The sequence below is a fragment of the Thiohalorhabdus denitrificans genome, assembly GCF_001399755.1.
GTDB lineage: Bacteria > Pseudomonadota > Gammaproteobacteria > Thiohalorhabdales > Thiohalorhabdaceae > Thiohalorhabdus > Thiohalorhabdus denitrificans.
In genome coordinates this window covers 40,828-66,443 of the sequence record NZ_LJCP01000008.1, presented here as the reverse complement: position 1 = coordinate 66,443, position 25,616 = coordinate 40,828, and the positions used below count along the sequence as shown (strand labels likewise).

The 25,616-nt window shown below is 72.6% G+C and carries 22 protein-coding genes; 16 read left to right on the top strand and 6 right to left on the bottom strand.

Annotated features, from left to right (window positions below):
* Position 1: 1 nt before the first annotated feature.
* From AN478_RS05260 to metK, 3 genes are all read right to left on the bottom strand, one after another.
* Positions 2-1,513, bottom strand: a complete 1,512-nt coding sequence (locus AN478_RS05260) for a glycosyltransferase family 39 protein (protein WP_054965576.1) — start codon at positions 1,511-1,513, stop codon at positions 2-4.
* 91 nt (positions 1,514-1,604) lie between these two features.
* Complete coding sequence (locus tag AN478_RS05255; protein WP_054965575.1) at positions 1,605-2,627, bottom strand: hydroxyacid dehydrogenase; 1,023 nt, start codon at positions 2,625-2,627, stop codon at positions 1,605-1,607.
* A gap of 90 nt (positions 2,628-2,717) precedes the next feature.
* Complete coding sequence (metK, locus tag AN478_RS05250; protein WP_054965574.1) at positions 2,718-3,866, bottom strand: methionine adenosyltransferase; 1,149 nt, start codon at positions 3,864-3,866, stop codon at positions 2,718-2,720.
* A gap of 185 nt (positions 3,867-4,051) precedes the next feature.
* Here metK and lexA point away from each other — a divergent pair, with 185 nt between their 5' ends.
* From lexA to AN478_RS05230, 4 genes are all read left to right on the top strand, one after another.
* Positions 4,052-4,654: a transcriptional repressor LexA gene (lexA, locus tag AN478_RS05245; RefSeq protein WP_054965573.1), complete on the top strand. Its 603-nt coding sequence runs from the start codon at positions 4,052-4,054 to the stop codon at positions 4,652-4,654.
* Positions 4,655-4,664: 10 nt separating this feature from the next.
* Complete coding sequence (locus AN478_RS05240; protein WP_054965572.1) at positions 4,665-5,813, top strand: DNA polymerase Y family protein; 1,149 nt, start codon at positions 4,665-4,667, stop codon at positions 5,811-5,813.
* A gap of 236 nt (positions 5,814-6,049) precedes the next feature.
* Entirely contained in the window at positions 6,050-9,127 is a 3,078-nt protein-coding gene (locus AN478_RS05235; RefSeq protein ID WP_054965571.1) for a DNA polymerase III subunit alpha, read from the top strand.
* A 332-nt stretch (positions 9,128-9,459) separates the two neighbouring features.
* The gene (locus tag AN478_RS05230) at positions 9,460-11,397 is read left to right on the top strand and encodes a thioredoxin domain-containing protein (RefSeq protein WP_176758772.1); all 1,938 of its coding nucleotides are present in this window, start codon (positions 9,460-9,462) and stop codon (positions 11,395-11,397) included.
* 40 nt (positions 11,398-11,437) lie between these two features.
* Here AN478_RS05230 and AN478_RS05225 read toward each other — a convergent pair whose 3' ends face one another.
* The 3 genes from AN478_RS05225 to AN478_RS05215 all read right to left on the bottom strand — a co-directional run bounded on the left by AN478_RS05225 (position 11,438) and on the right by AN478_RS05215 (position 14,987).
* Entirely contained in the window at positions 11,438-11,959 is a 522-nt protein-coding gene (locus AN478_RS05225; RefSeq protein WP_054965569.1) for a hypothetical protein, read from the bottom strand.
* A 752-nt stretch (positions 11,960-12,711) separates the two neighbouring features.
* Entirely contained in the window at positions 12,712-13,296 is a 585-nt protein-coding gene (locus AN478_RS05220) for a Maf family protein (protein WP_054965568.1), read from the bottom strand.
* Entirely contained in the window at positions 13,293-14,987 is a 1,695-nt protein-coding gene (locus AN478_RS05215) for an NFACT RNA binding domain-containing protein (RefSeq protein ID WP_054965567.1), read from the bottom strand. Before AN478_RS05215 ends, AN478_RS05220 begins: the two co-directional genes overlap by 4 nt.
* A gap of 107 nt (positions 14,988-15,094) precedes the next feature.
* Here AN478_RS05215 and rpiB point away from each other — a divergent pair, with 107 nt between their 5' ends.
* The 12 genes from rpiB (at position 15,095) to recA (ending at position 25,604) form a co-directional block, all read left to right on the top strand.
* The gene (gene rpiB / locus AN478_RS05210) at positions 15,095-15,532 is read left to right on the top strand and encodes a ribose 5-phosphate isomerase B (RefSeq protein ID WP_054965566.1); all 438 of its coding nucleotides are present in this window, start codon (positions 15,095-15,097) and stop codon (positions 15,530-15,532) included.
* Positions 15,533-15,609: 77 nt separating this feature from the next.
* Entirely contained in the window at positions 15,610-16,863 is a 1,254-nt protein-coding gene (gene glyA / locus AN478_RS05205; protein ID WP_054965565.1) for a serine hydroxymethyltransferase, read from the top strand.
* Between the two features lie 17 nt (positions 16,864-16,880).
* Positions 16,881-17,339, top strand: a complete 459-nt coding sequence (gene nrdR / locus AN478_RS05200; protein ID WP_054965564.1) for a transcriptional regulator NrdR — start codon at positions 16,881-16,883, stop codon at positions 17,337-17,339.
* A 62-nt stretch (positions 17,340-17,401) separates the two neighbouring features.
* Positions 17,402-18,523: a bifunctional diaminohydroxyphosphoribosylaminopyrimidine deaminase/5-amino-6-(5-phosphoribosylamino)uracil reductase RibD gene (ribD, locus tag AN478_RS05195; protein WP_054965563.1), complete on the top strand. Its 1,122-nt coding sequence runs from the start codon at positions 17,402-17,404 to the stop codon at positions 18,521-18,523.
* Between the two features lie 136 nt (positions 18,524-18,659).
* Positions 18,660-19,331 (top strand): riboflavin synthase, encoded by a 672-nt coding sequence (locus AN478_RS05190; protein WP_054965562.1) that lies wholly within the window; start codon positions 18,660-18,662, stop codon positions 19,329-19,331.
* Between the two features lie 169 nt (positions 19,332-19,500).
* Positions 19,501-20,793 (top strand): bifunctional 3,4-dihydroxy-2-butanone-4-phosphate synthase/GTP cyclohydrolase II, encoded by a 1,293-nt coding sequence (locus tag AN478_RS05185; RefSeq protein WP_074471420.1) that lies wholly within the window; start codon positions 19,501-19,503, stop codon positions 20,791-20,793.
* Positions 20,780-21,247 (top strand): 6,7-dimethyl-8-ribityllumazine synthase, encoded by a 468-nt coding sequence (gene ribH / locus AN478_RS05180; protein ID WP_054965561.1) that lies wholly within the window; start codon positions 20,780-20,782, stop codon positions 21,245-21,247. The genes AN478_RS05185 and ribH overlap by 14 nt, the downstream gene beginning before the upstream one ends.
* Positions 21,248-21,480: 233 nt before the next feature.
* The gene (nusB, locus tag AN478_RS05175) at positions 21,481-21,918 is read left to right on the top strand and encodes a transcription antitermination factor NusB (protein WP_054965560.1); all 438 of its coding nucleotides are present in this window, start codon (positions 21,481-21,483) and stop codon (positions 21,916-21,918) included.
* A complete protein-coding gene (gene thiL, locus AN478_RS05170; RefSeq protein WP_054965559.1) occupies positions 21,908-22,927 on the top strand; it encodes a thiamine-phosphate kinase in 1,020 nt (339 codons plus the stop codon). Before nusB ends, thiL begins: the two co-directional genes overlap by 11 nt.
* Complete coding sequence (locus tag AN478_RS05165; RefSeq protein ID WP_054965558.1) at positions 22,924-23,391, top strand: phosphatidylglycerophosphatase A family protein; 468 nt, start codon at positions 22,924-22,926, stop codon at positions 23,389-23,391. The genes thiL and AN478_RS05165 overlap by 4 nt, the downstream gene beginning before the upstream one ends.
* 465 nt (positions 23,392-23,856) lie before the next feature.
* Complete coding sequence (locus AN478_RS14825) at positions 23,857-24,342, top strand: CinA family protein (protein ID WP_082432890.1); 486 nt, start codon at positions 23,857-23,859, stop codon at positions 24,340-24,342.
* A gap of 143 nt (positions 24,343-24,485) precedes the next feature.
* On the top strand, positions 24,486-25,604 hold the full coding sequence (recA, locus tag AN478_RS05155) for a recombinase RecA (protein ID WP_054965557.1): 1,119 nt from the start codon (positions 24,486-24,488) through the stop codon (positions 25,602-25,604).
* Positions 25,605-25,616: the final 12 nt, after the last annotated feature.

Below are 25,616 nucleotides of genomic sequence, written 5' to 3'. Positions count from 1 at the left end.
ACTAGGAGCCGGCCTCGTAGCCGCGGAACCCCCGCAGGATCCAGAAGTAGTAGCCCTCCCGCTCCTCGGCGCTGCGCCGCACGTAGGCCAGGCCCGCGGGCCCGGTCTCCTCGAAATAGGGCTCCAGCCGTTCCCCCGCCCGTTCGTCCTCCGTCACCAGCAGGAAGTCCTCGCCCCGGCGTCCGCGGATGTCGGCGGTGAGGGCGTAGTGGTCCTTGATCCGGCCTCGGGGGTTCCAGTAGCCGTAGCCCTCCGGGTGGGGCCGCAGGTGGAACAGCAGCTCGGCCAGAACGAAGCGGTTGTCGGCCAGCAGCCGGGCCTCGGGATGGCGCTGGCGGGCGCCTTCCACCGCCGCCGCCAGCTGGTCCCAGCCGCGGATGCGGGCCCGCGGGTCGAGGACCTCGGGGACCTCCTCCACCCCCAAGGCCCGGGCCGCGTCCTGGTAGTGGTACAGGGCCCCGCCCAGGACGAGGTTCACCGCCAGCCCTGCCGCCAGCAGGCGCCGATGGTGGCCCCGGAGCAGCCAGCCCACTACCAGGACGGTGGCCGACAGGTAGGCCGGGGCCGCCCAGTTGGCGTTGGCCTTGGCGAGGAAGGCCTGCAGGGCGGTCACCGCCAGAAGCGGCACGGCGAAGGCCAGCAGCATGCGGTCCGGCTCGTGCCGGTATCCCCCGCCCTTGCCGGCGATGAGCGCCACCAGCACCCCCATGAGCACGGGCCCGAAGACCCCGAACTGGGCGCCGACGAAGGCGGCCAGCTCCTCGGGGTGGAACAGGGGTTCGTCCAGCCGGGAGATCTCGCCGGTGTGGACGAAGGAGACGAAGCCGTGGCGGGCGTTCCAGATCAGGTTGGGCAGGAACAGCAACAGGCCCGCGCCCAGGGCCAGATAGGGGCCGGGCCGGGCCAGGTGGCCGCGCAGGGCGGGCACGGCCAGCAGGTACAGGAAGGCGCTGCCGGCGAAGGCGGCCATGGTGTACTTGCTGAGCAGCCCCAGCCCCAGCGCCGCGCCCGCTCCCAGCCAGTACCGGTGGGTGTCGGTCTCCAGGGCGCGCAGGAAGAACCACAGGCCCAGGGCCCAGAAGAACAGCAGGGGGACGTCGGTGTTGATGACCATGGAGCCGAAGGAGACCCCCGGCAGGGTGGCGAAGGCCACCCCGGCGGCCAGGCCCGCCGTGGGCCCGTAGAGCCGGTTGGCGAGGGCGAACAGCACCAGGGACGTGGCGGGGTAGAGCAGCAGCGAGCCCGCCTTCACGCCCAGGGCGGTGTCCCCCACCACCGCCGTGGTGGCCTTGATGAGCCAGGCCACCATGGGCGGCTTGGAGTAGTAGCCCCAGTCTGGCTCCCAGGACCAGGTGTAGTAGTAGGCCTCATCGCCGTACAGGCCCAGGTCCAGGCCGAGCAGGACCAGGAGGCGGTAGGCAGTGAGGCCGGCGAGGATGAGGACGAGCAGGCCCAGCGCGGCGGGTGCGCTGAGTGCCGGCGCGGCGGAGCGAGACGCGGTAGTAGCTTCCATTCCAACCGCTTAGCACGCCCCGCGCCCCCCGGCCAATTGGGGGATCCCCGGGACTGTCCGGGGGTGTCCGCACTGTCCCGGGGCGGGCTGCTCAACCCCCCGCGGAGGGGCCGGCCACCACGTTCCGCGGCTGGCCCCGGGCGAAGCCGCGCAGGTTGGCCGCACTCACGTCGAGGATGCGCTGCAGGGCCTCGCGGGTATTGAAGGCGGAGTGCGGGGTGATGAAGACGTTGCGCATCCGCAGCAGGACGTGGTCGGCCAGCAGGGTGCGGTAGTCGTACTCCTGTTGGAATAGGGAGCGGAGCACCTCCGACTCCTCCCGGATCACCGGCTCCTCGGGCAGGACATCCAACCCGGCCGCCCGCACCTTGCCCTCCGCCAGAGCGCGCAGCAGGGCGTGGACGTCCACCAACCCGCCCCGGGCCGTGTTGATGAGCACCACCCCCTCCCTCATGCGGGCGAAGGCCGCCTCGCCGATCATGCCGCGGGTCTCCGGGGTCTCCGGGACGTGCAGGCTGATCACGTCCGCCTGCCCCAGGAGGCTGTCGAAGTCGCGGTAACGGAAGCCCAGCCGCTCGGCGGCCGCCGGATCGGGATACTTGTCGTAGGCTACGCGCTCCATGCCGAAGCCGCGGGCGATCTCCAGGACGTGCCGGCCGATGGCGCCGGTGCCGATGACACCCAGGGTGCGACCCCGCAGATCGAACCCCTGCAGGCCCTGGGGCGAGAAGTCGCCGCGGCGGGTGCGGTCGACGGCCTCGGTGAGGTTGTGGCTGATGGTCAGCAGCAGGCCGAAGACGTGCTCGGCGACGGTGTTCTCGCCGTAGCTGGGCACGTTGCAGACCGTGACACCCCGTTCCCGGCATGTCTCCAGGTCGATGTGGTCGTAGCCGGTGGACCGGGTGGCCACCAGGCACAGGTGGGGCAGGGCATCGAGGACGCACGCGTCCACCGCCGAGTATATAAAGGTGCAGACGGCCTCGGCGTCGGCGAAGTCGGCGGCGTTGGCCGCCTCCAGGGGCTCCGGGTGGTAGCTGAGCCGGTGGCCCTCGGCTTCCAGGTCGGCGAAGGCCGCCATCTCCCAGGATTCCACCTCGAACACCGCGATACGCATGGCTCCTCTCCCGTGCCGGATGGTCACCGGTAGACCGTAGCGCGCCGGGATCCCGCGGCAAATTGGGGATACGGCGGGCCCGTCCGGGCCTCATCCCAGGGCCGACCGCAGCTCCTCCGTCCGGTCGGTGCGCTCCCAGGTGAAGGCGGGCTCGTCGCGCCCGAAGTGCCCGAAGCGCGCGGTGTCCGTGTAGATGGGTCGGCGCAGGTCCAGGGCGTCGATGCAGCCGCGCGGGGTGAAGTCGAAGACCGCGCGTAAGGCCGCCGCCAAACGCCGGTCGTCCGCAGCCCCCGTGCCGAGAGTGTCCACCGCCACCATGACGGGCTCGGCCACGCCGATGGCGTAGGCCAGGCGTACCTCGGCGCAGCGCGCCAGCCCGGCGGCCACCAGGTTCTTGGCGGTGTAACGGGCCATGTAGGCGGCGGCCCGGTCCACCTTGGTGGGGTCCTTGCCGGAGAAGCCGCCGCCGCCGTGGGGGCGCTGCGGCCCGTAGGTGTCCTGGACGATCTTGCGGCCGGTGACCCCGGCGTCCCCCTTGGGTCCGCCCACCACAAAGCGGCCCGTGGGGTTGATGAGGAGGTCCCCGGCGGGCGGCAGCCAGCCCTCCGGCAGGGTGGGGCGTAGCAGCTCCTCCACCACTGCCTCCCGCTCCGCTGCGGGGTCGGCGTCCGGTGCGTGCTGCAAGGAAATCACGAGCTTGTCCAGGCCCACGGGCCGGCCGTCGCGGTAGCGCACCGAGAGCTGGCACTTGCCGTCGGGGCGCAGCCAGGCCAGGCGGTTCTCCCGGAGCGCCTCCGCCTGGCGGGCCATGATGCGGTGGGCGTAATGCTGGGGGGCGGGCATCAGGGCCGCGGTGTCGTCGCAGGCGTAGCCCACCATGATCCCCTGGTCCCCGGCGCCGAGCGCGCCGCCCTCCCGGTCCACCCCGCGGGCGATGTCCGGGCTCTGGGCCTCGATGGCGTCCACCACCCCCGCGGCCTCGGCGCTGAACCCCAGGCCCTCGCGGTGGTAGCCGATCTCGTCGATGATCTCCCGCGCCCACGCGGAGAGGTCGATCCGGGCGTCGGCGGTCACCTCCCCGAGCAGCACCACCAGCCCGGTTTTTACCGCCGCCTCCACCGCCACCCGGGCCCCGGGATCCTGCTCCAGCAGGCGGTCGAGGATCCGGTCGGAGATTTGGTCGCAGACCTTGTCGGGGTGGCCCCTGGCCACCGACTCGGCGGTGTGGATGGTCTCCATGGCGCCCTCCGGGGGTAGAGCCCTTCAGGGTAGGACCGGCCGGGGGGCGTGTCCATCGGCGGCCCGCGCGATTCTCCCCGGCCCGCGGGGACGTACGGGCCGGGGCGTGCCGCGCCCTTGCCGTTCGCCTCCTGTTTGCCTATATTGAGAACATATAGAGAACGAACGGAACGGGAGCGCCGGCCATGACGCCACGCCAGCGGGAGATCCTCGAGCTGATCCGCGCCGCCGTCGCCCGCGACGGGGTGGCGCCCACCCTGGAGGAGCTGGCCCGGGACGCGGGATTGGCCTCCAAGGCCACGGTGCACAAGCACCTCGCCGCCCTGGAGGCGGCGGGGGCGATCCGCACCCGGCCCGGCCGGGCGCGCGGCCTGGAGCTGGTGGACGAGGCGGGCCCCGGGCTGGCCACCGTGCCGCTGCTGGGACGGGTGGCCGCGGGGCGGCCCATCGACGCCGTGGAGGATCCGGAGGCCATCCAGATCCCGGAGGCCTTCCTCGGCAGCGGCGAGACCTACGCCCTCGAAGTGCGGGGCGACTCCATGGCCGAGGACGGCATCCTCGACGGCGACTGGGTGATCGTGGAGCGCCGCGACACCGCCGAGGACGGCGAGGTGGTGGTGGCCCTGGTGGACGGCGAGGAGGCCACCCTCAAGCGCATCCACCACCGCGGCGCCACCGTGGTGCTGGAGCCCGCCAACGCCGCCTACGCGCCCCTGGAGTACGCCGCCGAGCGGGTGCGCGTGCGGGGCGTGGTCATCGGCCAGATGCGCTCCTACCGCAAGCGTTGAGGAGGAAGCCGTGAGCGCCGCCCGCGACATCGCCTCCCTGGTGCTTCCCGACCTGCCCGTGGCCCTGGCGCGCCGCGCCGACCCCGCCCTGCGCGGCCGGCCGGTGGCCGTGGCGCGCGGCGCCACGGTGGTGGCGGCCTCGGCGGAGGCCCGGGAGGCGGGGGTGGGCCCCGGCACCCCCGCGGGGCGGGCGCGGCGCCATGCCGCGGTGACCCCGCTGGACCCCGAGGCCGTGGCGCGCGCCCGCCGCGAGGTGGGCAGCGCGCTCTACCGCTACACCCCCCAGGTGGAGAACGCAGGGGGCGGCGCCTGGTACCTGGACCTCTCCGGCACCCGCCGCTACTTCCGCAGGCCGCCCGTGGACCTGCTCAGCGACGCGGCCGGCGCGGTGGCCGAGGACCTGCGGCTGCCCGTGCAGGCCGCCCTGTCCTCGGGCAAGGCGGTGGCGCGCATGGCCGCGGCCCTGGGCACCGAGCGGGTGACGCGCATCCTGCCCGGCGGCGAGCCCCGCTTCGTCAGCGGCTTCCCGGTGTCCGTGCTGCCCGGCCTGGGCCCGGTTCAGCGGGAGCGGCTGGAGCGGCTGGGGCTGCGCCGGCTCGGCGACGTGGCGGCGGTGCCCTTGCCGCGCCTGGAGGCGGCCTTCGGCCCCGGTGGCCGCCTGTGGGGCCAGTGGAGCCGGGGGCTGGACCCCCGGCCGGTGGCGGAGCCGGGGGCGGGGGGCGACGCGGAGGAATGGCGGCTGAGCCTGCCGCTGTCGCCGCAGGAGCAGTCGGTGGCCGCCGCGGGACCGGCGCTGCTGGGCGCGAGCGAGCGCCTGGGGCGCCGCCTGCGCGATCGCGCCGAGCGGGCCGCGCAGGTGCAGGTGGGCCTGGTGCACCGCGACGGCGTGGAGCGCGCCCGCAGCGCCCGGCTGGAGCCCACCGACCGCGACTTCGAGCTGTTCGAGGCCGCGAGCGCCCTGCTGCAGGCCGCCTGGGAGCGGCGCGTGGCGGCGCGGCGGGTGACGGTGGCGGTGGTGGAGCGCACCGGCGGCGGCCAGGGCGAGCTGTTCCCCGCCGACGACCGCATGGATCGCCTGCTGCGCGGCATTGACGCCGTGCGCGACCGCTTCGGCGCGTACGCCGTGCAGTGGGGCCGGCGGCTGGACGGCGGTGCCTGATCCGGGGAACGACGAGAAAACTCCGGTGAACCGCCACGGGCGCCAAGCACGCCAAGGAAGAAAGGGAAACACCAACGACAGGATCTCCCCGGGCGGAATTCAGGAGGGCGCCCGAGGGATTCAGATACAGGCGACGCGCCTGGCCGTTATTCAGGGGCTTCTTTTCGTTTTTCTTGGCGCGCTTGGCGTCCTTGGCGGTTCAAAGCCTCTTCTCCTCCTGAAGCCGGAGCCACGAAATGCGCGCTACCCACCTCTGCGTCCATTCCCACTACTCCTTCCACTACGGCATCGACAGCCCCGAGGCCCTGGCGGAGGCGGCCGCCGCGCGCGGCATCGACGCCGTCGCCCTCACCGACGTGGAGGGCCTGTACGGCGCGGTGGACTTCTACCGCGCGGCGCTGGCGGCGGGGGTCAAGCCCATCCTCGGCGCGCGGCTGGTGGACGGCGCGGCCGACCCCGGCTGCGTGGTGCTGGCGCGGGACCTGGACGGTTACCGGGCCCTGTGCCGGCTGGTGAGCGCCCGCCGGCTGGGTGGGGACTGGCTGGCCGTCGCCCGCGAGGCGGCGGGGCGCCTGTTCTTCCTCGCCGGGACGCGGGCGTGGGTGGACCGTCTGGACTGCGCCGCCCTGCGCGCCGCCCGCGCCCTGTTCGTGCGCCGGGTGCCGGCGGACCTGTGCCGCAGTCGGGCCGAGCGCGCGGCCCGCGAGCGCCTGGTCCGCCACGCCCGCCACCGCCGCCTGCCCCAGGCGGCGGCCCTGGATGCCGCATTCGTCGACCCCGAGGCCCATGAGGCCCACCGGGTGGCGGCGGCCATGGGCGCCGGCACCACGCTGGCCCGTCTGGACCCGGAGCGGCACGCCCCGGAGGGGGCGTGGCTGCGCGACGCCGAGCGCCTGCGCACCGCCTACGTGAACGACCGCGAGGCGCTGAATAACGCCCTGCGCATCGCCGACGCCTGCGCCGAGCGGGTGCTCGACCCCGTGCTGGACGAGCTGCGCTTTCCGCCCTTCCCGCTGCCGCCGGGGGAGGACGCCGCCGGCCGCCTGCGCCGCCTGTGCCGCAGCGGCCTGCGGCGGCGCTACGGCGCGGTGGTGCCCCTGGAGGCCCAGCGGCGCCTGGAGCGCGAGCTGGCGGTAATCACCGACATGGGCTACGCCACCTACTTCCTGGTGGTCCACGACCTCGTGGAGGCCGCCGAGGCGCGCGGCATCCCCACCCTGGGGCGGGGCTCGGTGGCCAACTCCATCGTCGCCTACGTGCTGCGCATCACCCACGTGGAGCCGGTTCGGCACGGCCTGTTCTTCGAGCGCTTCCTGAACCCCGAGCGCCGCGACCCTCCCGACATCGACCTGGATTTCCCCTGGGACCGCCGCGACGAGATGGTGGACTACGTCTACGCCCGCTACGGCGCCGAGCGGGTGGCCATGGTGGGCGCCTTCACCACCTACGAGGCGCGCGGCCTGTTCCAGGAGATCGGTGCGGCGTTGGGCTTCGCCCGCGAGGAACTGGCGGCGGTGTCCAAGCGCCTGCCGCGGGTGCCGCTGCGCCACCTGCCGCGGGCCCTGGCCGAGCACCCCGCCGGGGTCGCCCTGCACCCCGAGCGCGAGCCTCTGGCCACGGTGCTGCGGGTGGGGGCGTACCTGGACGGCAACCCCAAGGGCCTGGGCACCCATCCCTGCGGCCTGGTGGTGGCCCCGGACCGGGTGGACGCCTGGGTGCCGGTGGAGCGCAGCCCCAAGGGGCTGGTTACCACCCAGTACGCCATGTACCCCGCCGAGGCCATGGGCCTGATCAAGATCGATCTGCTGGGCAACCGCTCCCTCACCGCGCTGCTGGACACCGTGGACGCGGTGCGCGCCAACCGGGGCGAGACGGTGGACTTCGAGACCCTCGACCCCGCGGCCGATCCCGCCACCCGCGAGCTGGTGGCGCGCGGGGCCACCATGGGCTGCTTCTACATCGAGTCCCCCTCCATGCGCCAGGTGCAGGCGCGCCTCGACTGCCGCGATTTCGAGACCCTGGTGGCGGCCTCCTCCATCATCCGTCCCGGGGTCTCCCAGTCCGGGGTCATGGAGCGCTTCATCCGCCGCCACCGCGGCGAGGAGCCGGTGGCCTACGCCCATCCCGCCCTGGAAGCGGTGCTGGACACCACCTGCGGGGTGATGGTCTACCAGGAGGACGTCATCAAGACCGTGGGCGTGATCGCCGGCATGTCCCTGGGCGAGGCCGACGACCTGCGCCGCTGCATGTCCAAGAAGCGCGACTGGCACGCCATGGAGACCTACCGGGAGCGCTTTGCGCAGGGCGCCCAGGAGCGGGGCGTGGCGGACGAGGCGATCGAGGCCCTGTGGACGGAGATCGAGAGCTTCGCCGGCTACGCCTTCTGCAAGGCCCACTCCGCCAGCTTCGCCCTGCTGTCCTTCCAGGTGGCCTACCTCAAGGCCCATTATCCCGCCGAGTTCATGGCGGCGGTGCTGGCCAACGGCGGCGGCTACTACGGGCCCCAGGCCTATGTGGACGAGACCAAGCGCCTGGGCGTGGCGGTGCGCCCGCCCCACGTGAACGCCAGCGCCGTGGCGCCGGGCGTCGAGCCGGACGCCGCCAGCCGCGGCGGGTGGGCCGTGCGCCTGGGCCTGGACCGGGTGCGCGGCCTCACCGCCGAGGCGGCGGAGGCCATGGTGGCGGAGCGGGCGCGGGGCGGCGCCTTCGCCGGTTTCGAGGACCTGCGGCGGCGCGTGCCGGAGCTGGCCCGCGCCGGGCTGGAGGCCCTGGCGGGCTGCGGGGCGCTGGACGGCCTGGGGGCGAGCCGCCGGGCCCTGTTCTGGGCCCTGGAGGGGCGGGGCCGGGACCGCGGGCGGGCCACCGGCACGGGCGACCTGTTTCCCGCCATGGCGGAGGCCCCGCAGCCAGCGCCGGTGCCCGCCGAGGACGCGCAGGAGCGACTGCGCTGGGAGCTGGAATATCTGGGCCTGACCGCCAGCGACCATCCCCTGGCGCTGTTCCGCCACCGCCTGGCGCCGTGGCGGCGCGGCATGGTGCCGGCGACGCGCCTGGCGGAGCACGCCGGCCGCCGGGTGCGGGTGGCCGGCTGGCAGGTGACCCGCAAGCCCGCCCGTACCCGCGCCGAGGGCCGGCCCATGTGCTTCCTCACCCTGGAGGACCGCACCGGCCTCGCCGAGTGTGTGCTGTTCCCCGACGCCTACGCCGCCGACGGCGGCCTGCTCCATGCCTTCGGCCCTTTCGTGGCCGAGGGCGTGGTGCGCCTGGAGCAGGGCGTGGCGACGCTGGATGTGGACCGGCTACGGGCAGTGTAAAGGAGGATGGCCGGGAGGGCGGAAAGCAAAAGCGGAAAGCCCGGTAGCGGGTTTCGGAATGGGGAAAGCCCGAGCCGGTTGGGGGAAGTTCCTCACAGAGGCTGTGGAAAAGGTTGTGGACAGGGCCTTGAAAGGGGACGCTGGCCCTTGTGCGCCGGGCAGGTGGGCGGATCGGCTCAGCGTGTAGGCAGAAAAGTAAGTGTTTTATTTTCAGGTTCTTATGCGTATACCCCTGGAAGGACGGAACTTTCCTCGCCGAAAGGCGGTGCTCGGTTCGGGCCGCGGAGGGTTGTGAACGGATGTCAAGCGACGAAGGGCCTCTACGGGGGTCGGTGGACAGGAACCCCGGTCGCGTGGTGGGCGTGGTCCTGGGGATGCTGGCCCTGGCGCTGCCGCTCCACGCGGGCGGCGAGAAGGAGGCGGAGCGCAGCGGGGGCTGGCGCCTGGAGCAGGCGGCGAGCCCGTACCTGCGCATGCACGCCGACAACCCCGTGGAGTGGTACCCCTGGGGCGAGGCGGCCTTCGAGCGGGCCCGCCGCACCAACCGGCCCCTGTTCATCTCCGTGGGCTACTTCACCTGCCACTGGTGCCACGTGATGGAGCGGGAATCCTTCACGGACCCCGAGATCGCCCGGCTCCTGAACCGCCATTTCGTGGCGGTGAAGGTGGACCGCGAGCAGCGCCCGGATCTGGACCAGGCCTACCGCCGCTTCGTGGAGGAGACCGCGGGAACGGCCGGGTGGCCCCTGAACGTCTGGGCCACCCCGGAGGGCAAGCCCTTCCTGGGCGGGGTCTACTTCCCGCCCGAGGCGGAGGAGGGCCAGCCGGGCATGAAGGGGCTCCTCCGCGAGGTGGTCCGGCGCTGGACGGAGGACGAGGAGGGGGTGCGTCAGGGGGCGGAGGAGGGGGCGGCCCTGATCCGGCGCGGCCTGACGGTGGATCCCGGGGGTCTGCGGTCCGACCTCCCCCGGCGGGCGGCGAAGGCCCTGCGCGGGGAGTTCGCCCCCTTCCAGGGCGGTTTCGGAACGGCTCCCAAGTTTCCCCGCCCGGCCGATCTCTTGTTCCTGCTCGGCCGGGGCGAGGACGAGGCCGACATGGCGCGCACCACGCTCGAGGCCATGGCCGAGGGCGGGATCCGGGATCAGCTGGGCGGAGGCTTCCACCGCTACGCGGTGGACCCGGACTGGCGGGTGCCCCATTTCGAGAAGATGCTCTACAACCAGGCCCTGCTGGTGCGGGCGCTGCTGGCGGCCGGGGAGCGATACGGCGGGGATCGCTGGGCCGAGGTGGCCCGGGAGACCCTGGCCTTCGTGGAGCGGCAAATGGCCCTGCCGGAGGGCGGCTACCGGGCGGCCCTGAGCGCCGACAGCGCCCGGCCGGAGCGCCCGCAGGGGAGCGCCGAGGGGGCCTACTACACCTGGACCTGGGAGCAGTTCACGCAAGCCCTGGGGAAGGGGGAGCGCCGCGCGGTGGCGGCGGCGCGCTTCGGGGTCAAGCCCGGGGGCAACACCGGGGAGAGCGCGGAGCTGGGCCGCGCCAATGTGCTCTACCGGGCCCGGGACCGGGAGGCGGTGGCGGAGGAGCTCGGGCTGTCCCCGGAGGCGGTGGACCGCCACCTCCGGGAGGCGCGCACCCGGCTGCTGCGGGCGCGACGCCAGCGGCCGGCCCCGCCCGCCGACGACAAGCTGGTGGCCGCCTGGAACGGCCACATGATCACCGCCCTGGCCCGCGCGGGCGGCGCTCTGGGGGAGGCCCGCTACGTCCGCAGGGCGGAGAAGGCGGCGGAGGCGGTCTGGGACCGCCTCGTGGATCCGACGGCGGAGCCGGTCCGGGTCAGGCGCAGCGCCCTGCCGGGGCAAGCCGGGCCGCCGGGCGCCGCGGAGGACTACCTGGCCCTGGCCGAGGCCGGGCTGGCCCTGCACGGGCAGACCGGCACGGGGCGGTGGCTCGCCCGGGCGCGGGCCCTGGCCGACGCCGCCGTGGAGCACTTCTGGGACGGGGGCAACGGCGGCTTCTACGCCGGAGGGCCGACCCCGGCTGGGGAGTGGCTGCGCACCAAGCCCTTCAACGACAACCCGCTGCCCTCCGCCAATGCCCTGGGTGCGCGGGTGCTGGCGGAACTGGGGGCCCGGACCGGGAACCAGGAGTACCGGCGGCGCGGCCAGGAGGCGGCGGCCTGGATGGCGGCGCGCATCGCCGACGAGCCCGCCCTCGGCACCTACCTCATCGCGGACTGGAACCGGTTGCGCGCCCTGGAAAGCCGGGAATGAGTGCCGAACTTCCTTCTCTCCGAAGGCCCGTTGCGGGACCTTACGTGCCCCAGTGCTCCAGGAGGGGCCCCTGCGGCCCGTAGGCGGGATCGGCCTCGGGCACGGGCACCCGCGCGATGCGCGCAACGGCGTCCTCGTGCTCGCCGGGGCGCCCGGTGTTCATGGCCGGGTCCTGGCCGGCGGGGTAGGCGCCCACGCAGAGGAAGCCGCCGTGGCTCTCCACGGCCTTGTGGGCGGTGCCGGCGGGCAGAACCACCACGTCCCCCGCGGCGGCCTCCAGGATCGGGCCTTCCGGGCCGCCCAATTGGAGGCTGGCGGAGCCCTGGAAGCAGCCGAGCACCTCGTGGGCGGTGGCGTGGTAGTGGTGATGGCTGAAGACCCCGAACCGCCAGGCGGGCGGCCAGCCGTTGGCGGCCAACACCGCCTCGATGGCCTCCGGGTCATTCGGGGGGAAGGCCCCCGTGTAGACCAGCAGGGGCAGGCGCGGATTGTTCGGGTAGGTGCCGTCGTCGGGCAGCCGCCGGGCCGACACCCGGGGCGGATTGGGGGCGCTGGGGGTCATGGGCTCCTCCGGGGCCGGACGGATCGGCCAGCATACCAGGGCGTGGCCCTTCCGGGGATGCGGGCGGCGCCGAATGAAGGCCGTTCGGGGGCGGGGTGTCCTTCCTCCAGGGGAGGCCCGTAGTCGGGTTCGGACAATTCCTAACACGCCCTGTGGATAACCTTGGGGAAAAGGCCTGGGAAATGCCGCTGAGCCCTTGTGTCGTCGGGCTTTCGGCATTTCGGGTTAAGGTGTAGGCACCTTAAAAAATAAAGTAAAAACAGAAAGATGCATTCTTGGCTTCCGGGAATGGCGGGATGCTGGGGGCTTGTCCGGATCCGGGTGGGGGCCTGGGTCGCTCTGTGAACAAAAGTCAAGGGGAAAGTGGGGGGACTGTCCATGGGGTCCGGCGAAAGGGCCGGTCTCGTCAGGGGGCCTTCGGGCCGCTTCCCCGGATCCCCTGGGAAAGCCGGTCGAAGGCGGGCCCCAGGCCCCACGGAGCGGCGCTCGGGGATGAACGATTCCCCACAGTTCCTGTGGAAAACCTTGGGGAAAACCCTTGTGTAGCGCCGCTGAGCCCTTGGGACACGGGAGGTTGGGCGGTCCTGCCTAGTTCTTGGGCATACATATAAAAACCTTTAAAAACAGTCTATTAATGTTAGTTTCTGGTTGTCCTTGACAGGGTGGTTGGATCGGACAGTGGGGGTTCGGGGGTGCCCGGAAGGATGTGAACAATTTGTCAAGAGGAGGTCGCCAAAAAAAGCGACAGGAGCTCAGAGCACGGGCCGTCCGGCGGCCTCCAGCAGGCGCACGGTGTGGATCAGCGGCAGCCCGGTGACCGCGGTGGGGTCGTCACCTTCGGTGCGTTCCAGGAGCGCCGGGCCCAAACCCTCGGTGCGGATGCTCCCCGCGCAGTCGTAGGGCCGGTCGTGCTCCAGGTAGCGGGCGATCCGGTCGTCGCTCAGCTCCCGGAAGGTGGCGGCGAAGGGCACCACCATCGTGCGGTGGAATCCGCTGTCCCCCCGGCGGACACAGACGCCCGTGTGGAAGACCACGGTGTTTCCCGAGGCCGCCCGAAGCTGCTCACGGGCGGTATCGAAATCCCCGGGCTTACCGAGGATCCGCGGGCCGAGGGCGGCGCACTGGTCCGAGCCGATGACCACCGCCTCCGGGCGCCGGCGGGCCACCGCGGTTGCCTTGGCATCGGCGAGGCGCCCGGCAAGGGCTTCCGGGGTCTCCCCGGGGCGGGGCGTTTCGTCCGCGCCGGGGGGGACGGTTTCGAAGTCCAGCCCCAGCTGGCGGAGCTGGGCGGCGCGGTAGGGGGAGGTGGAGGCGAGGATCAGCGGGGGCGCGCTCATGGCTCCTGTCCGGAAGGGGCCGGGGCCTCGGCGGACAGCTCGTCCGGGGGCAGGGCCTCGGCCAGGATGGTCTGGTAGTGGGTGTACAGGGCCTGGCCGGGCTTGCCGTTGGGGTGGCGGCGGACGTATTTCACCTCGGTCCAGTCCACCTCGGCCTTGCGGTCCGCCTTGGGGCTGTGGGTGACGACCAAGCGGGCGGCGTGCTCCAGCACCTCGTCCGGGGGTAGGGGGTCCTTGCGGTCGCGCGGGATGACCACGTGGGCGCCGGGCAGACCCTGGACGTGGAGCCAGATGTCCCACGGCCGGGACCGTCGGAAGGTGAGCCAGTCGTTGGTGGCGCGGGTGGTGCCCACCAGGATGGTGTGGCCCCCGTACTGGTACTCGCGAGGCGGCTCGGGGCCCTCGGGGGAGCGCTTGCGGGTGCCGTGGCGCTCCTCGGCCGGCAGCGCCTCCAGCCGATCCAGGCGGTCGGCGACGGCCTCCAGGGTGTCCGCGTCGGCCTCCTCCAGGTCCGCCTCCAGGCGGGCCACCTCCGCGAGATCGCTCTCCGTCTCGAAGCGCCGCCGGGCCGCGAGCTCCTGGCCGCGCTCCGCCTTGCGCGCCTTGTTGAAGTAGCGCTCGGCCTCCTCCTGGTAGCTGCGACCGGGCGTCGCTGGGACCCGAATGGTCTCGGGCGGGTTGGCCAGGTAGTCGGTGGCGGCTACGTTCTCCTCCCGCGCCACGCCGCCGCCTAGGCTGGTAAGGGCCTGGCCGTACCGCCGGTACTCCTCCGGGTGGGCGTGCCGGGCCTCGTCCGCCAGCACCTTCTCCAGGCGATCCTCCAGGCGCTTGCGGTGGCCGCGCAGGCGGCTGGCCAGGCGCTGGCGCAGGCGCTCCTCGCGGGCCGCGCGGATGGTGGCCTCGATGTAGCCCGGCCAGGCCTCCTCCAGGGGGCCGGCCGGCACGGGCTCCGCCCAGTTGGGCAGGGGGAAAGGGTAGAGGAAGCGCTTGCCCTCCACCTCGTGGAGGAACCACTGCGTGGTTGGCTCGGCGAGGGCTTCGGCGGCGGTGGCCAGCAGGTCGCGGCGTTCCCCGGCACCCAGCTCCTCGAGGGCCTGGGCTAGCCGTGGCGGCAGGGGTACCACCCGCCGGGCCACCTCCTCGGCGGGTCCGGAGAGGTCGAGGTCGGCCGGAGGAGGACCCTCCAGGAGGCTCCATTGGGCCGCCTCGCTGCCGGGCGGGGCCGCCGGGGGGCGGTAGGCCATGCCCGGCAGGAAGCGGGCGTCGGGGTCGGTGAGATCGGGCCGGTGCAGGGGCCGGTCCACCCGGTCGTCGCTGGTGAGCAGGGCGGCGTTGCAGCGCTTGCCCAGGAACTCGGCCACCAGGGCGCGGCGGTCGTATTTGCCGGTGAGGCGCTTGCGGGCGAAGCGCAGCACCACCACTCGGTCGGGCCAGGGATGCTCGATGGCCTCCAGGTGGAACCCGGCCAGACGCTGGTGGAGGTAGGCCGGGAAGCCGCCCTCCGCGTCCCCCTGGGTCTCGCTCAGGGGGAACAGGCCCCGGAACTGGCCCGTGAGGGACACGCGCAGGATGGGGGGGGCGCCGAAGTGCAGCTCGGGGGCCTGCTCGGGCCCGCCCACGGCCCGCACGGCGCGGCCCGTGAACCGAGGCGCGAGGCTGGCCGCGGCGGCATGTAGCTGGATGACGTCCATGGTCTATGCTTGCACTGGGAAGGCGGATTTCGTAAGTTAAATAGTTTATCAGTTGCCCAATGACGAGCCGAACCACGCTTCGGCCCTTGAATTTTCTGGAGGCGGGCATGCGCATTGTAATGGCATCCGATCACGGCGGCCTTGAGCTGCGACGCATGGTTCTGGAGCACGCACGCGAGCGCGGTTACGAGGTGGTGGACTTGGGGACCCACGAGGACGCCAGCGTGGACTACCCCGACTACGCCGTGATGGCCGTGGAGAAGATGCGCAGCGGCGAGGCCGATCGGGCCGTGCTGGTGTGCGGCACCGGCCTGGGCATCAGCATGGCCGCCAACCGCCACAAGGGCGTCCGCGCCGCTCTCTGCCACAACGAGTTCGAGGCCCGCATGTCCCGGCAGCACAACGACGCCAACGTGCTGGTCCTGGGCGGCCGCGCCATCGGCCCCGGCCTGGCCGCGAGCATCTTCGATGCGTGGATGAGCGCGGAGTTCGAGGGCGGGCGGCACGCCAACCGGGTGGAGAAGATCGAGTCCATCGAGGGCTGACCGGCCCTCCCCGCCGCAACACGCCGCCCCGTTCGGGGCGGCGCCAACCAGTCCCAGCAGCAGGAGAAGACCAGTCCATGTACTCCAAATCGGACACCATCGCCAGCTTCGATCCCGAGCTTAACGAGGCGATCCTCAACGAGGGCCGCCGCCAGGAGGAGCACATCGAGCTGATCGCGTCCGAGAACTCCACCTCGCCGCGGGTGATGGAGGCCCAAGGCTCCAAGCTCACCAATAAGTACGCCGAGGGCTACCCGGGGCGGCGGTATTACGGCGGTTGCGAGTACGTGGACGTGGTGGAGCAGCTGGCCATCGACCGGGCCAAGAAGCTGTTCGGCGCCGAGTACGCCAACGTCCAGCCCCACTCCGGCTCTCAGGCGAACCAGGCCGTGTTCTTCTCCCTGCTCGCCCCCGGCGACACCATCATGGGTATGGACCTGGCCCACGGCGGCCACCTGACCCACGGCGCCCCGGTGAACCTGTCCGGCAAGCTGTTCAACGTGGTCTCCTACGGCCTCGACGCCGACACCGAGCAGCTGGACTACGACCACGTACGGGCCCAGGCCAAGGAGCACCAGCCCAAGCTGATCATCGCCGGTGCCAGCGCCTACTCCCGGAGCATCGACTTCGCCAAGTTCCGCGAGATCGCCGACGAGGTGGGGGCCTGGCTCATGGTGGACATGGCCCACATCGCCGGCCTGGTGGCGGCGGGCCTGCACCCCAACCCGGTGCCGCACGCCCACTTCACCACCTCCACCACCCACAAGACCCTGCGCGGCCCCCGGGGCGGCCTGATCCTGACCAACGACGCCGACCTGGCCAAGAAGGCCAACTCCAACATCTTCCCGGGCATCCAGGGCGGCCCCCTGATGCACGTGATCGCCGGCAAGGCGGTGGCCTTCAAGGAGGCCATGGAGGAGCCCTTCCAGTCGGACCAGAAGCAGGTAGTGCGCTCCGCGCAGGTCATGGCCGACACCCTGGCTGCACGCGGCTACAAGATCGTCTCCGGCGGCACCGACAACCACCTGTTCCTGGTGAACCTCGCCGAGAAGGGCATCACCGGCAAGGACGCCGAGGCGGCCCTGGGCAAGGCCAACATCACCACCAACAAGAACGGCGTGCCCTTCGACAAGGAGTCGCCCTTCGTCACCAGCGGCGTCCGCATCGGCACCGCGGCCATGACCGCCCGCGGCTTCAAGGACGCCGAGGCGGAGAAGGTGGCCGGCTGGATCGCCGACGTGCTCGACAACCCCGAATCCGAGGAGACCATCGCCTCGGTGAAGGAGCAGGTGGTGGAGCTCAACCGGCAGTTCCCCATCTACGACTTCTAAGGAAAGCTGGGCGCCCCTTGCGCTGCCCCTTCTGCAGCAACGAGGAGACCCGGGTCCAGGACAGCCGTCTGGCCGAGGGAGGCGCGGCGGTTCGCCGCCGGCGCGCCTGCCAGGCCTGCGGGGCGCGCTTCACCACCTTCGAGCGGGTGGAGATGCGCCTCCCCCAGGTGGTGAAGGGCGACGGCCGCCGCGAGCCCTTCAGCGAGGACAAGCTCCGCGCCGGGCTCATGCGGGCCCTGGAGAAGCGGCCCGTGGCCTCCGAGGCCGTGGAGGGGGTGGTGCAGGACATCAAGCAGCGCCTCATGCAGTCCGGGGAGAAGGAGCTGCCCTCCCGGCGCATCGGCGAGTGGGTCATGGAGGCCCTGCGCGACCTGGACGAGGTGGCCTACGTGCGCTTCGCTTCGGTCTACCGCCGCTTCGAGGACGTCAACGCCTTCCGGGCGGAGTTGGACCGCCTCAACCGGGAGGAGGGCTGAGGCGTGCGCGCCGGCCCGGCCGTCGACCGTCCCCCCCTCCGGTGCTGACCGGACAGGCGCCCATGCCGGATTCCCCGCCCGCCACCCACGCCGAGGATACCCGCCACATGCGCCGGGCCCTGGCCTTGGCGCGGCGGGGGCTGGGCTGGACCGACCCCAACCCCATGGTGGGCTGCGTGCTGGTGCGCGACGGCCGCGTGGTGGGGGAGGGGTTTCACGAGCGCGTGGGCGGACCGCACGCCGAGGTGCGGGCCCTGGAGCGGGCCGGGGAGGCCGCCCGGGGCGCCACGGCCTACGTCACCCTGGAGCCCTGCAGCCACCACGGGCGCACGCCGCCCTGCGCCGACCGCCTGGTGGAGGCGGGGGTGGGGCGCGTGGTGGCCGCCCTGGTGGACCCGGACGAGCGGGTCCGGGGCCGCGGGCTGCGGCGCTTGGAGGAGGCCGGCATCGCCACGGAGAGCGGGCTCCTGGCGGAGGAGGCGGAAGCGGTGAACGCCGGCTTCCTCAGCCGGGTGCGCAGCGGCCGGCCGTGGCTCACCCTCAAGTTGGCCTCCAGCCTGGACGGCCACACGGCCACCAGCACCGGCGAGAGCCAGTGGATCACCTCCGAGGCGGCGCGCGCCGACGTCCACCGTCTGCGGCACGCCCACGCCGCCCTCCTCACCGGCAGCGGCACGGTCCTCGCCGACAACCCCTCCCTCACCGCGCGCCTCCCCGAGGGGGGCGCCCATCCCCTGCGGGTGGTCCTGGACAGCCGCCTGCGCACGCCGCCCGGGGCCCGGGTGGTGACCGGCCCGGGGGGGGTCCTGATGGTGGGTGGCCCGGGAGCCTCGGCGGAGCGGCGCCGGGCCCTGGAAGCGGCGGGGGCCGAGGTGATCACCCTGGAGGAAGGCGACGGGGGCTGCCCCGCCCTGGGCGCCGTCCTCCACGAGCTGGGCCGACGGGAGATCAACTCCGTGCTGGCCGAGTGCGGCGCCACCCTGGCGGGGGCCCTGCTGCGCGGCGGCTGGGTGGACCGGCTGGTGGCCTACCAGGCGCCGAGCATCATCGGCGCCGGGGGGCTGGGTATGTTCGAGGGCCCGCCCATCGGTTCCATGGCCGAGCGCATCAATCTGCGCATCCTGGAGCGCCGGGGCGTCGGTACCGATACCCGGATCGTCGCCGAGCCGCACCGGGAAGGGTGATTCCCGGGAAACCGGGAGGACCCCGGGTGGGTTTTCCCGAAGGGTGGCGGCGGGTATCCTCTATGGGGCGGAGAGGCGCCGTGCCCCGGCCTTCCGCCGACCCCGCTGCTCCGGCCCCGCCGGGAAGGTTTCGAACGTGTTCACAGGCATCATCCAGGCGGTCGGTACCGTGCGCTCCATCCAGCCCGCGGCGGGCGACTGGCGGGTCGCCATCCGCGCCGGCGGTCTGGAGCTGGGCGACGTGGCCCTGGGCGACAGCATCGCCGTCTCCGGACCCTGCCTCACGGTGGTGGCCCTGGAGGAGGGGGGCTTCGCCGCCGACGTCTCTGTGGAGACCTGGGAGCGCACCGCTTTCGGCGACCTGACGGTGGGCTCCCGGGTGAACCTGGAGAAAGCCCTGCTGCCCACCACCCGGCTGGGGGGGCATCTGGTCTCCGGCCACGTGGACGGCCTGGCGGTGCTGCAGGAACGGCGCCAGGAGGCGCGCAGCGAGCGCTTCGTCCTGGAGGTCCCCGCGCACCTGAGCCGCTACGTGGCCGAGAAGGGCTCGGTCTGCCTGGACGGGGTGAGCCTGACGGTGAACGGGGTGGAGGGGAACCGCTTCGACGTCAACCTAGTGCCGCACACCCTGGCCCACACCACCCTGGGCGACCGGCACCCCGGCGACCGGCTCAATCTGGAGGTGGACCTGATCGCCCGCTACCTGGAGCGGCTCGTGCGGGGTGAGGACGCATCCGGGGAGGGCGGCGGCCTGGACGCGGCGTCCCTGGCCCGGGCCGGTTTTTCCGGGCTCGGGGAAGGCGGCTAGGGCCGGGCCCCGGCCATCCCGAACCCCGTGCGGGGGCGGCTGTCTCATCCGTAGCCGCGGCGGAGCCCCGCCCTCCGCCGGAGCGAATCCGGGGTCGGGGCAAGGCCCCGGCCCGTGACCCATTCTGCCCGAGGATTCGGGCGCCCACCCGGCTGGCAGCAACGAGACCATGGCCATCAGCCCCATCCCAGAACTGCTGGAAGACCTGCGTGCCGGCAAGCAGGTGATCCTCATGGACGACGAGGACCGCGAGAACGAGGGCGACCTTGTTCTGGCCGCCGAGCACGCCACCCCCGAGCAGATCAATTTCATGGCCAAGTACGGCCGCGGCCTGATCTGTCTGGCCCTTACCCCGGACCAGACCGATCAGCTCGAGCTTCCCCTCATGGTGCGCAACCGGGACGCCAAGCACGCCACCAACTTCACCGTCTCCATCGAGGCGGCGGAGGGGGTGACCACGGGCATCTCCGCCGCCGACCGCGCCCACACCATCCAGACGGCCATCGGCGACGATGCGGGCTCCGAGGATCTGGTCCAGCCCGGCCACGTCTTCCCCCTGCGGGCGGTGGAGGGCGGGGTACTCACGCGCACCGGCCACACCGAGGCATCGGTGGACCTGGCGCGTCTCGCCGGTCTGAAGCCCGCCGGGGTGATCTGCGAGATCATGAACGACGACGGCACCATGGCCCGGCTTCCGGACCTGGAGACCTTCGCCGAGGAGCACGGCCTCAAGATCGGCACCATCGCCGACCTGGTGCAGTACCGCATGGAGGCCGAGTCCCTGGTGCGCAAGGCCGTGGACACGCGCCTGCCCACCGACCTCGGCGAGTTCCGGGTGGTGGCCTTCGAGTCGGACGTGGACGAACGCGAGCACGTGGCCCTGGTGCTGGGGGATATCGACGACGGCGAGCCGGTGCTCACCCGCATGCACTCCGAGTGCCTCACCGGCGACATCTTCGGCAGCCGCCGCTGCGACTGCCAGTCCCAGCTGCACGGCGCCATGGAGCAGATTGCCGCGGAGGGGCGCGGCGTCATCGTCTACCTGCGCCAGGAGGGCCGCGGCATCGGCCTCATCGACAAGCTGCGCGCCTACAACCTGCAGGACGCCGGGCGCGACACGGTGGAGGCCAACACCGAGCTGGGCTATCAGGCAGACCTGCGCAACTACGGCGTGGGCGCCCAGATCTTGCGCCAGCTTGGCGTGCGCAAGCTCCGGCTCATGACCAACAATCCAAAGAAGATCATCGGTCTGCGCGGCTACGGCCTGGAGGTGGTGGAGCGCGTGCCGCTGATCTGCGCCACCCACCCCGCCAACGAGCGCTATCTGGCCGCCAAGCGCGACAAGCTGGGCCACATGCTGCCGCCCGTGGGCGAGCCGGTGGACGCGCGGCGGGAGCGGGACCGGACCGATACGACCACGCAGCAAGGGGCCAACCGGGGAGGGGCCAATGAAGACCATTGAGGGCCGGCTGGACGCGAGCGGACTCCGCTTCGGCCTGATCGCCAGCCGTTTCAACAGCTTGGTGGTGGACCACATGGTGGGCGGGGCCGAGGACATCCTGGTCCGCAACGGAGCGGACGGCGACGACCTGACCCTGGTGCGGGTGCCCGGCTCCTTCGAGATCCCCTTGGCGGCCCAGCGCATGGCGGCCAGCGGCCGCTTCGACGCCGTCATCGCCCTGGGCGCGGTGATCCGCGGCTCCACCCCCCATTTCGACTACGTGGCCGCCGAGGTTAGCAAGGGCCTGGCTCAGGTGCAGATGGAATCGGGCGTGCCGGTGGGATACGGCATCATCACCACCGACACCCTGGAGCAGGCCATCGAGCGCGCCGGCACCAAGGCCGGCAACAAGGGCGCCGACGCCGCCATGGCCGCCCTGGAGATGGTGCGGGTGATGGGGCAGCTCGAGGGCTGAGGCCGGGCCGGTACAACGGCCTTCGGAACTGGGGGAGCTCACTCGTAGGAGCTCACTTTAGGGAGCGATGTCTACCCAGCCCTGCGGGCCCTATCCGGCCATCGCCCGCTGAAGCGGGCTCCTACATGCGGCCTGCGCACGTTCTGAAGCCCTTTTGGCGGGCGAGCACGCGGACGGCCCCTTTCCTTAATAGAATTCTATACCGAGCACATCTGGCAGGAATCATCCGTCCCATGAACGAACGACACCGCGCCCGCGAGGCCCTGGTGCAGGCGCTGTACCAGTGGCATTACAACCCCCAGGACCCCCGGGAGCTGGAGATGGAGTTCCTCGACGCCGGGTACCTGGAGGGGGCGGAGCGCGCCTATTTCCAGCACCTGCTGCGCAAGGCCGTGGAGCGCCACGAGGAGATCGACGCCCTCATCGCCCCGGCCATCATGCCCCGGCGCCTCTCCGAGCTCACCGGCGTGGAGCAGGCCATCCTGCGCGCCGGGGTCGGGGAGCTCCTGGAGCGGGAGGACGTGCCCTACCGGGTGGTGATCAACGAGGGGGTGGAGCTGGCCAAGTCCTTCGGCACGGACCAGGGCTATCGCTTCGTCAACGCCGTCCTCGACCGCATCGCCCGCGAGCGCCGCGCCCAGGGGGACGGGGGCTCCGCCGGTGACGGATAGGGAAGGGCGCATCGGCACGGCGGGGGAATTCGCCCTCATCGAGGAGCTTTTCCACCGCGACCGTTCCCGGCCGGCGGATGTCCACGCCGGCATCGGCGACGACGCCGCCCTGCTCGCCCACGGCGGGGACGCGGACTGGGTGGCGGCCGTGGACACCGTGGAGGAGGGCGTGCACGCCCTGCCGGGCGGCGACGCCGCGGCGCTGGGCTGGAAGGCGGTGGCCGTGAACGTCTCCGACCTCGCCGCCATGGGGGCCCGGCCCCGCCACGCCCTGCTCGCCGCCTCCCTGCCAAAGGACCTGGCCCGGGAGCGGGCCGGCCTCCTGGCCGACGGCCTGCAGGAGGCGCTGGAGACGTGGGGCATCGCCCTGGTGGGCGGCGACACGGTGGCCACGCCGGGGCCGTTGGCCCTATCCCTCACCCTGCTCGGCCGGGTGGCCCCGGAGCGGGCCCTGCGCCGCGACGGCGCCCGCCCCGGCGAGACCGTGTACGTCACGGGCACCCTGGGGGACGCCGCCGCTGGGCTGGAGCTGCTCCGCGATCCCCCCGCGGACTGGCTGCCCGCCTACGACCTCCTGGTGGAGCGCCATCTGCGCCCGCGCCCCCCGCTGGCCTACGGCCAGGGAATCGCCGGGGTGGCCTCCGCCGCCATCGACGTGAGCGACGGCCTGCTCGCGGACCTGCGCCATCTGGCGTCGGCCAGCGGGGTGGGCCTCGAGCTGGACACCGCGCGGCTGCCCCTGTCGGCCCCCATGGGCGAGTGGTCCTGGGCCACCGGGCGGGACCCCCTGCCCCTGGCCCTGTCCGGGGGCGAGGACTTCGAGCTGGTCTTCGCCGCCGGGGAGGAGGCCTTCGAGGGCATTCACCGGGCCAAGTACGAGGCCGATACCCGCTTCACCCCCATCGGCCGGGTGGTGGCGGAGCGCCCTGGTGAGGTGTTCGGCGCGGGCGTGCCCGGGGAGAGTGGCGGCTACGACCATTTCCCCGCCGAGGAAAGGGACGGCGCGTGAAGCCCGTGGTCTGGCTGGCGGAGGGGCTGGGGCTGGGCCGCCTCCCCCTGGCTCCGGGCACCTTCGGCACCCTGCTCGGCATCCCGCTGTATATGGCCCTGTCGGCGGTCCTGCCCTGGCACCTCTACCTGCTGGTGGTTCTGGCCGCCTTCCCCCTCCACGTCTGGATCTGCTCCGTGGGTGCGCGGGCCTACGGGGTGGGCGATCCCTCTCCCGTGGTCTGGGACGAGGTGGTGGGCTACCTCATCGCCATGACCGCCGCGCCTCCCGGCTGGGGCCCCATCGTGGCCGGCTTTATCCTCTTTCGGGCCTTTGATATTCTCAAGCCATTTCCCATCGGCTGGCTGGATGCCCGGATCTCCGGCGGACTGGGCATCATGCTGGACGATGTGGTGGCGGGGCTCTACGCCCTGGCGGTGCTCCAGCTCCTGTTCCGCTGGTGGCCCGGGGGCTACGCGGGCTAGGCCCCGGAGGTACGCGCCATGTCCGGACAGGCCGTCATCCATGTCCCCGGACAGGTGGCCGAGCCCTGGCTGGCCGCCCGGCTCGCCCGGCTTCGGACACTTGTCGGCTTGTCCGGCTTCGCGCCCGTCCCGGAGGCGGCCCGCCCGGACCTGTGGGTCACCCTGGCCCCCGGTGCGGGCCCGGAGGCGGGCCAGCCGGTGGTCCTGGACGGGCTGGCGGTGGCGGATTGGTCCCGGGAGGAGGGGATCCTCGCCGTGCGCATCCGCCAGCCCGAGCTGGCCGAGGAGGCCCTGGTGGCGGCCCTGGCGGCGGCCGGGCTGGACCCGCGGCGGCCGGGCCGGTTCGCTGCCGTGGCCCCCGACGAGGAGGGCCTGCGCGCCCGCCTGCCGGCAGGCGCCACCCTGAGCCCCGGCCTCCCCGGCGAGTGGTGGGTGGACGATGCGGCGGGCGCCCGGGATCCCTGGCTGGATCCCGGGCTGCGGTCCCCCGAGCGCCACCTGGGGCAGCGCCTGACGGCCGCCGGGCGGACCATCGCCACCGCGGAATCGTGCACCGGCGGCGGCATTGCCGAGCGGCTCACGGCGGTCCCCGGCAGCTCCGCCTACGTGGAGCGCGGCTGGGTCACCTACACCAACGCCGCCAAGGAGGCCCTGCTGGGTGTCCCCGGCGGCGTCCTGGAGCGCCATGGGGCCGTGAGCGAGCCGGTGGCCCGCGCCATGGTCCAGGGGGCCCTGGAGCGGAGCCCGGCCGATCTGGCCCTGGCCGTCACCGGGATCGCCGGCCCCGGGGGAGGCACCGGGGAGAAGCCGGTGGGCACGGTGTGGATCGGCGCCGGGGGCCGCGACGCCGCCCCCGAGGCCCGGCGCTTCGTGCTCCCCGGCACCCGCGGGGAGGTCCGCTGGCGGACGGTGAACGCCGCCATCGCCCTGGCCCTGGAGCTGGTGGAGTGAATCCGGCCGGGGGCTCCCCGGGGTCGGCCGGCTTTTTGTTCTCGGAAAGTTCTCAAAACGTTCCGGGTGCGTTACCCTGCGGATAACAGTCCGAATATTCCGCGGTGCCCGAGAGGCGCCGGCGTTCCGAAAAGGTGGCGGCTATGGATGCGGAAAAGCAGAAGGCGCTCGACTCGGCGATCAAGAACATCGACCGGCAGTTCGGCAAGGGCTCGGTCATGCGCCTGGGGGACCAGGAGGCCTTCGACGTCCCCGTGACCCCGTCGGGCTCCCTGAACCTGGACATCGCCATGGGCGTGGGGGGCTATCCGCGCGGCCGGGTGATCGAGATCTTCGGTCCGGAGTCCTCGGGCAAGACCACCCTGACCCTGCACGCCCTGGCCGAGGCCCAGAGGGCCGGCGGCGTGGCGGCCTTTATCGACGCCGAGCACGCCCTGGACCCCACCTACGCCCGCAAGCTGGGCGTCAACGTGGACGAGCTGCTGGTCTCCCAGCCGGACACCGGCGAGCAGGCCCTGGAGATCGCCGACATGCTGGTGCGCTCCGGGGCGGTGCACGCGGTGGTGATCGACTCGGTGGCCGCCCTGGTGCCCAAGGCCGAGATCGAGGGCGAGATGGGCGACTCCCACGTGGGCCTGCAGGCCCGCCTGCTGTCCCAGGCCCTGCGCAAGCTCACGGGCTCCATCAACAACTCCAAGACCACCGTCTTCTTCATCAACCAGATCCGCATGAAGATCGGTGTCATGTTCGGCAGCCCGGAAACGACCACCGGCGGCAACGCCCTCAAGTTCTACTCCGCCGTGCGCCTGGACATCCGCCGCACCGGCGCCATCAAGCAGGGCGAAGAGGTCCTGGGGAACCACACCCGGGTCAAGGTGATCAAGAACAAGGTGGCCCCGCCGTTCCGCGAGGCCGAGTTCGACATCCTCTACGGCGAGGGCGTCTCCCGGGAGAGCGAGATCATCGACCTGGGCGTGGAGCACGGCCTGATCGAGAAGTCCGGGGCGTGGTACTCCTATAACGGGGAGCGCATCGGCCAGGGCAAGCAGAACGTCCGCCAGTTCCTCAAGGACAACCCCGAGATGGCGGCGGAGCTGGAATCCAAGATCCGCGAGGCCGCCGGCCTGAGCCCCGCGCCGGTCGGCGACGGGGAGCCAAAGGCCGCCGAAGCCGCCGCGGACAAGGGCGCGGCCCAGGGCGCCGAGAAGAAGGCCGGCGGCGGCAAGGATGCCGGCGGCAAGGCGGAGCAGGGGCAGGCCTAGGTCCGGACGGGG